Genomic DNA, 14982 nt, shown 5'->3' on the forward strand with positions numbered 1-14982 from the left:
GAGGGGGAATTAAGCAGGGATATATTCTACGTCAGGATTTTTGAGTAGCGCTAAAATATTTGCCAGTAAGCGTGGTGCAATATTATCGGTGGTCGCATCAGGTTTCCATTGCGATATTTTTGCCATTTCCATCCCGGCATAACCACAAGGGTTGATACGTAAAAATGGCGAAAGATCCATATTGACGTTTAATGCCAGACCGTGGAATGAACAGCCGCGGCGAATACGCAATCCGAGCGAACAAATTTTCTTTTCCCCAACGTAGACACCTGGAGCATCAGCCCGAGGGTGCGCTTCAATATCCAGCTCGGCCAGGGTATTCACTACCGTTTGTTCGAGCAAGGTCACCAGTTCACGCACGCCCAACTTCCTGCGTTTGAGGTTAAGCAATACATACATCACCTGTTGCCCCGGCCCGTGATAAGTTACCTGGCCGCCGCGATCGCTCTGGATCACCGGAATATCACCCGGCATTAAAATATGTTCCGCTTTACCTGCTTGTCCCTGGGTAAATACAGGATGGTGTTCAACAAACCAGATTTCATCAAGGGTATTTTCATCACGGGTATCGGTGAATTCATGCATAGCCTGAGAAATAGGCTCGTAAGGCTGAAGGCCGAGCTGGCGGACAAGAATTTTATCCTGATACAAAACGGCATCTCCGTGGAGAATGAGTAAAAGTGGGGAAAATTATATCACAGCGAGGGGAGGGGAGTTACCCGACCAGAGGCCGGGTAACGGAGAAGCGAATTACAGAACCATACGGACGATATCGATTTTGCCCAGTTCTTCGTACAGAGTTTCAACCTGCTCGATATGAGTGGCGTTGATAGTGATAGATACCGAGTGGTAGTTGCCTTTGCTGCTTGGTTTTACCGTTGGGTTGTAGTCACCTGGCGCATGGCGCTGTACCACTTCAACCACCTGATCAACCAGCTCAGGTAACGCCTGCCCCATTACTTTGTAGGTAAAAGGAGTAGGGAATTCAAGCAGTTCGTTAAGTTTGGTTTTCATGTCAGCTCCGGCGTAACGTAATTAAATAGCAACTCCCGCCAGAGGGCGGGAGTTTTTTACTGATGCTTAGTATATGGGGGCGGAAATTACACTTTCAAGTGTTCAATTTTTAGCCGAACCAGTGATGGAACATTAATTTAATGTAATCAATGATTTTGCCGAAGAAGTTACCTTCCGGAATTTCCTGTAACACCACCAGCGGGCGTTGTTCGATAGTTTTGCCATCAAGCTGGAAGTTGATGGTGCCAACGACCTGGTTCTTTTGCAGCGGCGCATGCAGTTCACTGCTGTTCAGCACGTAGCTGGCTTTCAGGTCTTTCATGCGGCCACGCGGAATGGTCAGGTAAACGTCTTTATCAACCCCTAACGAAGCGCGGTCAGTATTACCAAACCATACCGGTTCAGAGGCGAACTCTTTGCCAACTTTCAGTGGGTTAACCGTTTCGAAGAAACGGAAGCCCCAGGTCAGCAGTTTTTTACTTTCGGTTTCACGGCCTTTGAACGTGCGTCCGCCCATGACTGCGGAGATCAGACGCATCTGACCTTCCGTTGCGGAGGCGACAAGGTTGTAGCCCGCCTTGTCAGTATGGCCAGTTTTGATTCCGTCGACATTCAGGCTGTTATCCCATAGCAGGCCGTTACGGTTGAGCTGGCGAATACCGTTAAAGGTAAACTCTTTCTCTTTATAGATAGCGTATTCGTTAGGGACATCACGAATCAGGGCCTGACCGATCAGCGCCATATCACGCGCGGAGCTGTACTGACCGTCAGCGTCCAGACCGTGAACAGTCTGGAAGTGGGTATTTTTCAGGCCCAGGGCGTTAACGTAACTGTTCATCAGACCAACGAAAGCATCCTGGCTACCGGCGGCGAAGTCAGCCATGGCAACACAAGCATCGTTACCAGATTGCAGGTTGATACCACGGATAAGCTGAGAAACCGGTACCTGCATGCCAGGTTTGAGGAACATCAGCGAAGAACCTCTGAACACCGGGTTACCGGTGGCCCAGGCGTCATTGCCGATGGTCACTAAATCAGATTCTTTGAATTTACCTGCTTTCATTGCCTGACCGATAACGTAGCTGGTCATCATTTTGGTCAGACTTGCAGGGTCGCGACGGACATCCGCATTTTGCTCGGCGAGCACTTTGCCGGAGTTATAGTCGATCAGGATGTAAGACTCCGCGTCGATCTGCGGTACACCCGGGATCATGGTTTTGATATTCAGGTCATCGGCATGTGCAGCAGAGATAAAGGCTGTGCAAAGAGCCGTGGTGAGCGCCAGGCGCTTCATGATACGAGCGGAAAAAATGGTATTCATGGTCTGAACTACGACATCCGTGATGGAATTTAAAATAAGTGCCCTACTATAGCAAATGCACTACCGCCAGGCATCCGACTTTCCGCGTGACTTTGTTAACGTCATTTACAGAAATTGACATTTCAGATGCCTGCCTTACGTTATTGCGCGGTGGTAATAAATGACTGTAATTGGGCTTCGGTTTGTAAACGTTGCTGTAAGGCACTGGCTTCAGCTTTGTTGGCGAATGGACCAAGCTGAATACGCCAGACCGCGCCGTTTTGGGTCACGCGACCGGGTACGCCGAACTGTTGTCCCAGTTGCTGTTGATACTGTTGCGCGCGTGCCTGATCGCTAACGGCCCCCACTTGCACCATAAAGTTACCGCTGGCGCTTTGCGAAGCGGCTTGCGGTGTCACCATTGCAGATGTTGTTGCAGGTGCTGAGACAACGGGCTGTGGTGCAGGCGTCGGTTCGCTGCCTTCCAGTACGCCGGGCGCCAGGGTAGTCGGCGCGCCGAGGAAGCCGCTGCTGGTTACCGGCGCGCCGGTCGGATCTTCGCTTTTCAGCGTTGAGTTGCTGACCGGGAGGATATCACCCTGCGGGACAGACATAGAGTTTGTTCCGCTGCCGCCGTTTAAATCGGGCGGCGCAGGCAGGGCGTAAGTCTGTTTGGCAATGGTAGTACAAGCCATGCCTGGGCCAGAAAATGAACCATCCTGGGCGACGATAATAGGATCGATACGAACTTTTGTATTGTTCGAGGTGTTAAGACGGTCAGCTGCCGCGCGTGAAAGTGAAATCACACGGTCGTTGCCGTAGGGACCGCGATCGTTAATGCGCACCACGATCATCCGCCCATTAGCCAGGTTGGTGATTCTGGCGTAGCTGGGGATGGGGAGCGTTGGATGCGCCGCCGTCAGCTGCGTTGGATCAAATGCTTCGCCAGATGCTGTCAGATTGCTGCCAGGTTCGGCATCATAAATGGCTGCAAGGCCCGCCTGACTAAAGCGTGAAGGGTCCTGCACGATTTTGTAGCTTCTGCCGTCGCGCTGATAATCCTGATTTGCCGTCGCGTTCAGTGGTTCGAAACGTGGTTCCGCCCCGCTAATTTCAACTATAGGGCCGTTACATACCGCAGGCTGCGGCACACTTACCGTCTGTTGCTGACCATCATCGCTAGTACATGCCGCGAGCATTCCTGCCGCGATGCAGATCCCGAGCCACTGCTTACGCATTCGCACCTCTTACACGCTTTTCGACAACATTTTCCTGTGGGTGTGGATTGACATCACAATCCCAAACCCAGCCATCAGCACTATGAGCGCCGATCCTCCATAACTGACCAGCGGGAGTGGAACCCCTACAACCGGCAGAATACCGCTTACCATACCAATATTTACGAAGACATAAACGAATAATATCAGCATTAAGCCGCCAGCCATGACGCGACCAAAGGTAGTTTGTGCTCTGGCTGCAATCCACAGTCCGCGCATGATGAGCAGAATATAGAGAGCAAGCAGAATCAAAATACCCACTAATCCCAACTCTTCCGCCAGTACCGCGAAGATAAAATCGGTATGGCGTTCGGGCAGAAATTCAAGCTGTGACTGGGTACCGTGCAGCCAGCCTTTACCGCGTAATCCGCCGGAGCCAATAGCAATTTTAGACTGAATAATGTGATAGCCCGCGCCAAGTGGGTCTGATTCCGGGTCGAGTAGCATCATTACGCGCTGGCGCTGGTAATCATGCATCAGGAAGAACCACAAGATTGGGATAAATGCTGCCACCAGTACCACTGCAACGCCAATCAGGCGCCAGCTAAGTCCGGAGAGAAACAGTACAAACAGACCGGAAAGCGCAACGAGGATTGACGTTCCCAGGTCAGGCTGCGCTGCCACCAGCAACGTGGGCATAAAAATCAGCACCAGCGCGATGGCGGTATTTTTTAACGACGGCGGGCAAACGTCACGGTTGATAAAGCGAGCCACCATGAGCGGCACAGCTATTTTGGCGATTTCCGAGGGCTGGAAACGAACGATACCGAGATCCAGCCAACGTTGAGCGCCTTTGGAGATGGCCCCAAAGGCATCTACCGCTACCAGCAAAATAATACAGATGATATAGAGATAGGGCGCCCAGCCTTCATAAACGCGCGGCGGAATTTGAGCCATCACCACCATAATGACCAGCCCCATCGCGATCTGGCCGATTTTACGCTCCATCATGCCGATGTCCTGGCCGCTGGCGCTCCAGATTACCAGGGCGCTGTAGACCAGTAATGCCAGTAAGATCAGTAGCATTGTGGGATCAAGATGGACTTTATCCCAGAATGTTTTTTTATTCGGATTATCCGTCATGATTAATGGTCCTCCGCAGCAGTAACCGCCGGGTTTTCTGCAGGCAGATCGGTGTTGTTGTCACCAAGCATAATATGGTCGAGGATCTGGCGCATCAGCGTACCGACCGCCGGGCCAGCCCCGCCGTTTTCCAGAATCATAGCGACAGCGACTTGCGGATTGTTATACGGCGCAAACGCGGTCATCAGTTTGTGGTCGCGCAGACGCTCGGCAATTTTGTGCGCATTATAGGTTTCGTTCGCCTTCAGGCCAAAGACCTGCGCGGTACCGGATTTCGCCGCAATTTTGTAGGGCGCGCTGGCAAAGTATTTATGTGCCGTACCGTTAGGACGGTTAGCAACACCAAACATGCCGTCTTTCGCCAGTTCCCAGTAACCAGAATGAATATCGCCTACCGGCGGTTCATGCGGCTGTACCCATGGCACTTGTTTGCCATTTTCGGCGGTGCTCATCAGCAAATGCGGAACCTTCACAATACCGTCGTTAATCAGGATCATCAGTGCTTTGTTCATCTGGATAGGGGTCGCTGTCCAGTACCCCTGACCGATACCGACCGGAATGGTGTCACCCTGATACCACGGTTTTTTAAAGCGTTTCTGTTTCCATTCGCGGGTCGGCATATTACCGGAACGTTCTTCCGACAGGTCGATACCGGTGTAATGACCGTAGCCAAATTTACCCATCCATTCAGAAAGGCGGTCGATGCCCATATCGTAGGCAACCTGATAGAAGAAGGTATCTGCTGACTCTTCCAGCGATTTAGTGACATTCAGGCGACCGTGGCCCCATTTTTTCCAGTCACGATAACGCTTTTCAGACCCCGGCAATTGCCACCATCCAGGATCAAACAGGCTGGTATTACGGGTGATTACCCCTGCACTTAATGCCGAAACCGCCACATAAGGTTTAACCGTCGACGCTGGCGGATAAACCCCCTGCGTGGCACGGTTCACCAGTGGTGTGTTCGGGTCGTTCAGCAACGCGGAATAATCTTTGCTGGAGATACCGTCAACAAACAGGTTAGGGTCGTAACTTGGCGTGGAAACCAGCGCCAGCACGCCACCTGTACGCGGATCGGTGACTACAACAGCGGCACGACTGCCCGCCAGCAGTGTTTCAATATACTGCTGGAGCTTGAGATCAATTGTCAGGTAAATATCATGCCCGGCCTGCGGCGATACTTCTTTTAACTGGCGGATGACGCGACCGCGGTTGTTAACTTCAACTTCTTCATAACCCGTCTGGCCGTGCAGAACATCTTCGTAGTAACGTTCAATCCCCAGCTTGCCGATATCATGTGTTGCGGCATAGTTGGCCAGTTTGCCGTCATTATTCAGTCGCTCGACGTCTTTATCGTTAATTTTCGAGACATAACCGATAACGTGGGTCAGCGCTGAGCCATAGGGATAGTAACGACGTTTATAGCCTTTAACTTCCACACCAGGAAAACGATATTGGTTAACGGCGAAACGCGCCACCTGAACTTCAGTCAGGTTGGTTTTTACCGGAATAGAGGTAAAACGGTGCGAACGTGCACGCTCCTTTCGAAACGCGGCGATATCGTCATCGGTCAGGTCAACCACGCTGCGCAGGGCGTCCAGAGTCTGCTGCACGTTATCGACTTTCTCCGGCATCATCTCTATCTGATAGATAGTTCGGTTGAGTGCCAGAGGGATACCGTTACGGTCGTAGATAATGCCGCGGCTGGGGGCGATAGGCACCAGCTTAATGCGGTTTTCATTAGAACGGGTCTGGTAATCGGTAAAGCGAACAATTTGTAGATTATACAAGTTGGCGATGAGCACGCCGGTTAGCAGCAAAATCCCCAAAAAGGCGACCAGCGCCCGGCGCACAAACAGCGCGGACTCTGCCGAATAGTCGCGAAAAGAGTTCTGTAATTTCATCCGCTGCGTTTTCTACTTAAGGCTACCATATCACTCACGGTGATAAGGATGGTTGGTGGTAATGCTCCACGCCCGGTACAGACTCTCTGCGACCAGTACGCGAACCAGCGGATGGGGGAGGGTAAGCGCCGAAAGTGACCAGCTTTGTTCTGCCGCCGCTTTACAGGCAGGCGATAACCCTTCCGGCCCGCCAATCAGCAAGCTGACATCGCGGCCATCCAGCTTCCAGCGTTCCAGTTCAGCGGCTAACTGCGGCGTGTCCCAGGGCTTGCCTGGGATATCTAGGGTGACAATGCGGTTTTTACCTGCGGCAGCCAGCATTTGCTCACCCTCTTTGTCGAGTATGCGCTTGATATCCGCGTTCTTGCCGCGTTTTCCCGCCGGAATTTCAATCAGTTCAAAAGGCATATCTTTCGGAAAACGACGCAGGTACTCGGTAAAACCGGTTTGTACCCAGTCCGGCATTTTCGTTCCCACGGCGACAAGTTGCAGCTTCACGCATTAACTCCAGAGTTTTTCCAGCTCATACAGGCGACGGCTCTCTTCCTGCATAACATGGACAATCACATCACCTAGATCGACCACAATCCAGTCGGCGCCGTTTTCACCTTCAACGCCGAGAGGCAATAAACCCGCAGCGCGAGATTCCTGAACCACGTGGTCAGCAATGGACATAACATGACGGCTGGATGTTCCCGTACAGATGATCATACAGTCGGTGATACTGGATTTGCCCTGAACGTCTAAGGCGATGATGTCCTGACCTTTGAGGTCATCAATTTTGTCGATAACAAAATCCTGGAGTGCTTTACCCTGCAAGTTTTCCCCCTGGGTGAAATAAAAAAGATAAAAATGGTCTGTCAGTATACCTGAAGCAGAGGCGATTTCGGGACAAATGTCAGCAAATCGGCTCTTGAAAGTGGGCTATCATCCCACCCCGCGTCACAGATTGCATCGCCATTTTTGTAAAACAATTTCTACAAAGTCGTGTATGGCGGAAAAGTCAGGTTGCGGAGAATATCAGCCTGCCCGGGCCTGTCAATGTCCGTTGCGGCTTACCTGTAAAAAAACAGAAAAGTCATGCTTCTTCGCACCAGATGGCGCGGCTATTGAGGACGCGTAGTGTTGCGAACTCGTCATTGATATCAATGACGCTCCAGCAGCCCTGGTCTACACGAAAATGCCACATTGCCTCGGGAGGCATGCCGATTAAGCGGGCAATCAACAGGCTCAACACACCCTGGTGGCTAACGATTAATATGTTTTTGTGCTGCTGATACTCACCAAGTCCGGCAATAAACCTTTCTATCCGCTGTGAAAATGCCTGAAAGCCTTCACCGCGAGTAGGGACGGTATGCTGCCAGTCATTGCACCAGGCACTATAGTTTTCGGCATCTTCTTGCATCAGCTCGCGATGATGCCGCATTTCCCAGTCACCAAAAAACATTTCGTTGAGTTCAGGGATGATTTGCATGGGGAGTTGACGGGCATCAAGAACCAGGCGCGCGGTGTGCTGCGCCCGTTCCAGTTCACTGCATAAAACCTTATCGAAGGGAACATCACGTAGCAGTGTATGCAAGCTTTTCGCCTGCGCGATACCGCGCTCCGTAAGTGGTGTAGGCGCATGACCGCTGTATAACCCGTCGACATTCGCTTGCGTTTCACCGTGACGAATTAACCACAGTCGCATCATTCCCTCCGTGACGGCAGATATCAGCGATACAAGCCTTGTTGGTTAATGTAAGTCAGTACCGATTCTGGTAACAATTCCTCACAAGATTCGCCGTTTTGCAAACGTTCGCGGATGATTGTCGCCGAGATGTTGAACCACGGCGTTTCGGCGAGATAAATTTTACCAGCAGGCTGAAGATGCAGATCTTCCGGATTATGCGTCAAATGATCTTCCAGCCACTGCTGGTACTGCGGTTGTGCCATTTCCAGCGGATAACCTGGACGTCGACAGACTATCAAATGTGCATTGTCGAGAATCGTTTCGTATTCATACCAGGTCGGAAAGTTCAGCAGCGAGTCCTGACCGATAATAAACGCCAGCGGCACATCTGGGCCTTGCTCCTGTCGCCACTCTTTTAACGTCTGCGACGTGTAAGAGGGGGCATTACGCTTTAACTCGCGTTCATCAAGGGTAAACAGCGACTTGTCGGCAATCGCCAGTTCAAGCATGTGTTTTCGCTGCACGCTGTTCGCTTCAGGCTGGGGGCGATGCGGAGGAACGTTGTTAGGGATAATCGTTACCCGCGTCAGGCCAATCAGATTCGCCAGCGTTTCCACGGGTTTTAGATGGCCATAATGCACCGGGTCGAAGGTGCCGCCAAACAGAGCTTGTAAAGATTTCATATCAACCGTCGATAAATACGTCTGCCAGTGGTTTATGACACAAAAGAAGAGATAATCCCTCCAGCTCTGCCCACACGGACTGACCGTAATCTTGTTTGAGAGTAAGTTCCGTTCGTGTCAGGAGTTGTACAGCCTGACGTAACTGTGGCTGACTCAGGCGATTTAGCGCTTCGCTAATCATGTTACGACGGTTCTGCCATACCCGATGCTTGTCAAACAGCGTACGCAGCGGAGTATGAGCAGACTGACGCTTCAGATTAACCAGTAGCAATAGCTCACGTTGCAAAGTACGCAACAAAATCACCGGTTCACTGCCTTCCAGGCGCAGCTGCTGCAGAATATGCAATGCGCGCTTGCTTTTGCCGCTCAACAAAGCGTCAACCCAATGAAAAGGGGTGAAATGTGCGGCATCATTCACCGCTTGCTCAACGCGCGGCAGTGTCAGTTTGCCATCCGGCCAGAGTAGCGATAAACGCTCCAGTGCCTGTGCCAGCGCCAGCAGGTTTCCTTCATAACAGTAGCAGAGCACCTGATTCGCCGCGTCATCCAGTTCTAAATTGAGCTGTTTTGCTCGCGCGGCAACCCAGCGAGGAAGCTGGGCCTGTTCTGGGGTCTGGCAAGTAACCTGCACGCTACGGTTTGCAAGCGCGGTAAACCAGGCGGCATTTTCCTGCGCTTTGCTCAATTTATTACCGCGGACGATCAACAGCAGATCGTCATGCAGCAATCCGGTGAGCGTGAGGAGTTGTTCATTGATCGCCGCATTCGGTCCGTTTTCTGGTAACAACAGCAATAGCGTTTGTCGACTGGCAAACAGGCTCATTGCCTGGCATAGCGAAAATATTGCGTTCCAGTCCGTGTTGGGATCAATGGAAAAAGTGTGGTGTTCTTCGAATCCTTGTGCCGCAGCTACCTGACGAATGGCGTCCTGGCTTTCTTGCAACAACAGGGGATCGTTACCAAGTAAAAGATAGGCCGCGCGCAGCCCTTCAGTGAGCTGCGCGCGGAGTTGTTCCGGGTACAACCGAATCATCAGTTACCCAGCGTGGTGGAGACGCGTGCAGGCGTTGCTGTGGTATCCGTTGTTGCCGACGTTTCTTCGTCGGAACGGACGTCCGCAGCGCGAATGCTTGGCAGCTTACGAATAAGCTGTTCGGCGGCACGGTCGTACATCTCTTTAATGATCATGTCCTGCTCGTTATCTTTCGCTAACGCCATTTGCGGGTTATCGAAGAACGAACGGAAGACTTTGGCGCTAATCGGGTAGATATCTCGCCCAGGAATCAATACCGACGCGCTAACAGTCATCACCATCTGATATTCCGCAGTTTGACCATTACGGAAAACCGACGCGGTATCCTGTGAGATTGATACAGCGCCCAGACGCAGGGATGGAACATCCTTACGCGTGGTTTCTTTATCGAGCAACTCGACACCGTTCAGACGTAACTGGTTACGCACTGCACGGCTTAACGGCCCGTTCGGGTCACCGGAATCCAGGATCATAACCTTCATAGTGGAAGGGACCTGCGTGGTATCACGCAGATGCCAGCCACACCCGGCGGTGATTAACACCGCCAGAGATAACAACAATGTTGCCAGATATCGCACGCTTCCTCCCGCGCTTAGCCAACGACCAGATTGAGGAGTTTACCCGGTACGTAAATCACTTTACGCACGGTAACGCCATCAAGATATTTTGCTACCAGATGTTCCTGGCCAGCACGTTCGCGAACCTGTTCTTCCGTTGCATCCACCGGAACGGTGATTTTGGCACGGACTTTACCGTTAACCTGAACAACGACCAGCGTGGAGTCTTCCACCATCGCTTTTTCATCAGCAACCGGCCACGGCGCGTTGTCGATATCGCCTTCGCCTTTCAGTTCCTGCCACAGCGTGAAACAGATGTGTGGGGTGAACGGGTTAAGCATACGAACTACCGCCAGCAGCGCTTCCTGCATCAGGGCGCGATCCTGCTCGCCATCGGTCGGTGCTTTCGCCAGTTTGTTCATCAGCTCCATAATCGCCGCAATTGCGGTGTTGAAGGTCTGACGACGGCCGATATCATCGGTCACTTTAGCGATTGTTTTATGCACATCGCGACGCAGCGCTTTCTGATCTTCAGTCAGTGCATCGACGTTCAGTGCCGCAACATCACCTTTTGCTGTGTGCTCGTACACCAGTTTCCAGACACGTTTCAGGAAGCGGTTAGCCCCTTCCACGCCGGACTCCTGCCATTCAAGAGTCATATCCGCCGGAGAAGCGAACATCATAAACAGACGAACGGTGTCCGCGCCGTAACGTTCAACCATCACCTGCGGGTCGATACCGTTGTTCTTCGACTTGGACATTTTGCTCATGCCGGTATAAACCAGCTCATGGCCTGCCGCGTCTTTCGCTTTTACGATACGGCCTTTCTCGTCACGTTCAACGATAGCATCAACCGGGGAAACCCAGTTACGTTCGCCGTTTTCGCCAACATAGTAGAAGGCATCTGCCAGCACCATACCCTGACACAGCAACTGTTTCGCTGGTTCGTCAGAGTTCACCATGCCTGCATCACGCATCAGTTTGTGGAAGAAGCGGAAGTAGAGCAGGTGCATGATGGCGTGTTCGATACCACCAATGTAGATATCCACCGGCAGCCAGTAGTTAGCCGCTTCGGAATCCAGCATACCTTCTTTGTACTCCGGGCAAGTGTAGCGCGCATAGTACCAGGAGGACTCCATAAAGGTGTCGAAAGTGTCGGTTTCACGCAGCGCTGGCATACCGTTAACGGTGGTTTTCGCCCACTCAGGATCTGCTTTAATCGGGCTGGTAATGCCGTCCATCACCACATCTTCCGGCAGGATCACCGGCAGTTGGTCGTCCGGGGTCGGCATCACAGTGCCGTCTTCCAGCGTCACCATCGGAATCGGTGCGCCCCAGTAACGCTGACGGGAAACACCCCAGTCGCGCAGGCGGTAGTTCACTTTACGCTCGCCAACGCCCATCGCAGTCAGTTTATCGGCGATGGCGTTGAAGGCCGCTTCATGGTCAAGACCGTTGAACTCGCCAGAGTTGAACAGCACGCCTTTTTCAGTCAGTGCCTGCTGAGAAAGATCGGGTTCAGAACCATCAGCCGCCAGGATAACCGGTTTGATGTTCAGGCCGTATTTAGAGGCAAACTCGTAGTCGCGCTGGTCGTGACCCGGAACCGCCATGACTGCGCCCGTGCCGTACTCCATCAATACGAAGTTTGCTGCCCAAACAGGAATTTCTTCGCCCGTTAATGGGTGAACAGCTTTAAAGCCAGTATCGACGCCTTTTTTCTCCATTGTTGCCATTTCAGCTTCGGCAACTTTGGTGTTACGGCATTCGTCAATAAAGGCTGCCAGTTCTGGATTATTTTCCGCCGCTTTCTGCGCCAGCGGATGACCTGCCGCTACCGCCAGATAGGTACAACCCATAAAGGTGTCCGGGCGAGTAGTATAAACAGTCAGCGTGTTGTCATAGTCGTTAACGTTGAAGGTGATTTCTACGCCTTCGGAACGACCGATCCAGTTACGCTGCATAGTTTTAACGGTGTCTGGCCAGTGATCGAGTTTATCCAGATCGTTGAGCAGCTCGTCAGCGTAAGCGGTGATTTTGATAAACCACTGCGGGATCTCTTTACGCTCAACTTTGGTATCGCAGCGCCAGCAGCAGCCGTCGATAACCTGTTCGTTCGCCAGTACGGTCTGGTCGTTCGGGCACCAGTTGACCGCAGAGGTCTTCTTATACACCAGGCCTTTTTTATACAGCTCGGTGAAGAATTTCTGTTCCCAACGGTAGTATTCTGGCGTACAGGTTGCCAGCTCGCGGCTCCAGTCATAACCAAAGCCCAGCATTTTGAGCTGGTTTTTCATGTACGCGATGTTGTCGTACGTCCACGGTGCTGGCGCGGTGTTGTTTTTTACCGCCGCGCCTTCCGCAGGCAGACCAAACGCGTCCCAGCCGATCGGCTGCAGAACGTTTTTGCCCAGCATGCGCTGGTAACGGGCGATCACGTCACCGATGGTGTAGTTACGTACGTGGCCCATGTGTAGTCGACCAGAAGGATAGGGAAGCATAGACAGGCAGTAATACTTCTCTTTGCTCTCGTCTTCGGTTACTTCAAATGTGCGCTTCTCATCCCAATGAAGCTGTACTTTGGATTCTATCTCTTCCGGGCGGTATTGCTCTTGCATGGCAGCCAGTGGTCCTGTTTTCATTACGGCTACAAAAGTAGCGTTAGAGGTGGTTTTTCAGATCCGCATAGCATAGCCCAAACGTCCGCGTCAAAACAGCCTTTCGCGCACTCGACGTTGAAATCGCACAGCGGTAATCCTTGCACGAATTTACACACTCTGTGGGCAGTCTTGCAAAGTTGAGCGTAAATAACGTCTATTATTATAGCCAGTTAACGACACGGGAGATGAAATGATGAACAAGGTTGCTCAATATTACCGTGAACTGGTGGCGTCATTAAGCGAGCGACTGCGTAATGGCGAACGCGATATCGATGCACTGGTAGAACAGGCGCGTGAGCGTGTAATAAAAACAGGGGAGTTAACGCGGACCGAGGTCGATGAACTGACTCGGGCCGTCAGACGTGACCTGGAAGAGTTCGCCATGAGTTATGAAGAGAGCCTGAAGGAAGAATCCGACAGCGTTTTTATGCGGGTGATTAAAGAAAGCCTCTGGCAGGAACTGGCGGACATCACCGATAAAACGCAGCTTGAATGGCGTGAAGTTTTCCAGGATCTCAATCATCACGGGGTTTATCACAGCGGAGAAGTGGTAGGGCTTGGGAATCTGGTCTGCGAGAAATGTCACTTCCATCTCCCGATCTACACGCCGGAAGTGCTGACGCTATGCCCGAAATGTGGTCATGACCAGTTCCAGAGACGCCCGTTCGAGCCGTAATAGTTTGATTTCGCACAGCAATAAAGAGAATTTGGGCCGAATGAAATTCCCCGGCCCTTGTTTTTATCTCTACAGTAAATCTTCAATCTCACGGATTTCTTGACTGACATCTCTGGTACCGGATGACTGAACTTTACGATACAGGTCGAGAGCCTGTCGGAGATCAACAGGTCTTCCTTCTCCGTAGTGATACATAATGGCTAGGTTATACCAGGCAGTGGCGTCATTGCATTCAGCGGCTTTCGTAAACCATTCAAAGGCGGCCTGATAATCTTTCTCAACGCCTTGCCCATGTTTATACATATAGCCGATGTTAACGTAAGCGCCGATGCTTCCCTGAGCGGCAGCCTTCAGATACCAGTACATCGCTTGTTTATAGTCCTGGTCCACTCCTTCGCCCAAATCATAATCCCACGCTATTTGAAATTGGGCGTGCTGATTACCTTGCAGGGCGCTTTTCAAATACCAGAATGCGGCGAGAGTCTTGTTTTGGGGAACACCTGTACCTTTTTCATAAAGGTCAGCAAGGTTATCCTGTGCGGGATTATGCCCCTGGAGCGCGGCTTGTTTGTACCAATAGAAAGCCTGTTCATAGTCTTGCGTCACCCCAGTGCCATTTTGGTACATTAACCCCAGATTATTTTGTGCATATTTCAACCCCTGCTCTGCTGCCTTCCGATACCACTCAACCGCATCTTCATAGTTAGGCGGTGCCGCTTCGTCGAGTATGCAACCCAGCAAATTGGCTGCTAATGCCTGTTCTTGCAAGGCGGCTTTCTTCAACCAGAAGATAGCTTGCGCATTATCTTTATAGCGGCTTTTATTCTCGTTATATTTTCGACCTAAAGAATATTGTGCTTCACAATGCCCTTGTTCAGCGGCAAGTTTGAGCCAGTAAAAGGCCTTTTCGTCGTCCGGAGAGTCAATTGCACTATCGCGATTGTAATAAAACCCAACAATATATTGTGCCTCACTATCGCCTTGTTCAGCACGTTCGATAATCTCATCTATTGATAAATTATCGCAGCAACTTGACGTAAAAATCATTATCATTTCCTTATGGTTGTAGATAAATCATATTATATTTTTATATGTTCCATTTTTGCGTAAGCCTTATTTTATG

The 14982-nt window shown here is 51.4% G+C and carries 15 protein-coding genes; 1 reads left to right on the plus strand and 14 read right to left on the minus strand.

Annotated features, from left to right (window positions below; translation table 11 throughout):
* Positions 1–9: 9 nt before the first annotated feature.
* The 13 genes from lipB to leuS form a co-directional block, all read right to left on the minus strand.
* Positions 10–651 carry a lipoyl(octanoyl) transferase LipB gene (gene lipB, locus FEK43_RS14465; RefSeq protein WP_135406189.1) on the minus strand — a complete coding sequence of 214 codons (642 nt, stop codon included), beginning with the start codon at positions 649–651 and terminating at the stop codon, positions 10–12.
* A 99-nt stretch (positions 652–750) separates the two neighbouring features.
* Positions 751–1014, minus strand: coding sequence for a DUF493 family protein YbeD (gene ybeD / locus FEK43_RS14470; RefSeq protein WP_130206481.1), 264 nt, complete (start codon positions 1012–1014; stop codon positions 751–753).
* Positions 1015–1123: 109 nt separating this feature from the next.
* Positions 1124–2335, minus strand: coding sequence for a D-alanyl-D-alanine carboxypeptidase DacA (gene dacA, locus FEK43_RS14475; RefSeq protein ID WP_064528971.1), 1212 nt, complete (start codon positions 2333–2335; stop codon positions 1124–1126).
* A 140-nt stretch (positions 2336–2475) separates the two neighbouring features.
* The gene (rlpA, locus tag FEK43_RS14480) at positions 2476–3552 is read right to left on the minus strand and encodes an endolytic peptidoglycan transglycosylase RlpA (protein WP_135406190.1); all 1077 of its coding nucleotides are present in this window, start codon (positions 3550–3552) and stop codon (positions 2476–2478) included.
* Positions 3553–3561: 9 nt separating this feature from the next.
* A complete protein-coding gene (gene mrdB / locus FEK43_RS14485; protein ID WP_000131717.1) occupies positions 3562–4674 on the minus strand; it encodes a peptidoglycan glycosyltransferase MrdB in 1113 nt (370 codons plus the stop codon).
* A gap of 2 nt (positions 4675–4676) precedes the next feature.
* Positions 4677–6578 (minus strand): peptidoglycan DD-transpeptidase MrdA, encoded by a 1902-nt coding sequence (gene mrdA, locus FEK43_RS14490; protein WP_130219433.1) that lies wholly within the window; start codon positions 6576–6578, stop codon positions 4677–4679.
* A gap of 30 nt (positions 6579–6608) precedes the next feature.
* Positions 6609–7076, minus strand: a complete 468-nt coding sequence (gene rlmH / locus FEK43_RS14495) for a 23S rRNA (pseudouridine(1915)-N(3))-methyltransferase RlmH (RefSeq protein ID WP_000776104.1) — start codon at positions 7074–7076, stop codon at positions 6609–6611.
* 3 nt (positions 7077–7079) lie between these two features.
* Complete coding sequence (gene rsfS, locus FEK43_RS14500) at positions 7080–7397, minus strand: ribosome silencing factor (protein WP_001161662.1); 318 nt, start codon at positions 7395–7397, stop codon at positions 7080–7082.
* A 259-nt stretch (positions 7398–7656) separates the two neighbouring features.
* Entirely contained in the window at positions 7657–8268 is a 612-nt protein-coding gene (locus FEK43_RS14505; protein ID WP_131161051.1) for an adenosylcobalamin/alpha-ribazole phosphatase, read from the minus strand.
* Between the two features lie 23 nt (positions 8269–8291).
* Positions 8292–8933, minus strand: a complete 642-nt coding sequence (nadD, locus tag FEK43_RS14510) for a nicotinate-nucleotide adenylyltransferase (protein WP_064528967.1) — start codon at positions 8931–8933, stop codon at positions 8292–8294.
* Between the two features lies 1 nt (position 8934).
* Positions 8935–9966, minus strand: a complete 1032-nt coding sequence (gene holA / locus FEK43_RS14515; protein ID WP_131161036.1) for a DNA polymerase III subunit delta — start codon at positions 9964–9966, stop codon at positions 8935–8937.
* The gene (gene lptE / locus FEK43_RS14520; RefSeq protein WP_130206491.1) at positions 9966–10544 is read right to left on the minus strand and encodes an LPS assembly lipoprotein LptE; all 579 of its coding nucleotides are present in this window, start codon (positions 10542–10544) and stop codon (positions 9966–9968) included. Before lptE ends, holA begins: the two co-directional genes overlap by 1 nt.
* 14 nt (positions 10545–10558) lie before the next feature.
* Positions 10559–13141: a leucine--tRNA ligase gene (leuS, locus tag FEK43_RS14525; protein WP_001157890.1), complete on the minus strand. Its 2583-nt coding sequence runs from the start codon at positions 13139–13141 to the stop codon at positions 10559–10561.
* Positions 13142–13376: 235 nt separating this feature from the next.
* Between leuS and FEK43_RS14530 the strand changes: the two genes are divergently transcribed.
* Positions 13377–13859, plus strand: a complete 483-nt coding sequence (locus tag FEK43_RS14530; RefSeq protein WP_001044880.1) for a zinc ribbon-containing protein — start codon at positions 13377–13379, stop codon at positions 13857–13859.
* A 69-nt stretch (positions 13860–13928) separates the two neighbouring features.
* Here FEK43_RS14530 and FEK43_RS14535 read toward each other — a convergent pair whose 3' ends face one another.
* The gene (locus FEK43_RS14535; protein WP_135406191.1) at positions 13929–14906 is read right to left on the minus strand and encodes a tetratricopeptide repeat protein; all 978 of its coding nucleotides are present in this window, start codon (positions 14904–14906) and stop codon (positions 13929–13931) included.
* Positions 14907–14982 lie beyond the last annotated feature (76 nt).

The organism is Escherichia sp. E2562, from assembly GCF_005781075.1.
In the GTDB taxonomy this organism is placed as follows: Bacteria; Pseudomonadota; Gammaproteobacteria; order Enterobacterales; family Enterobacteriaceae; genus Escherichia.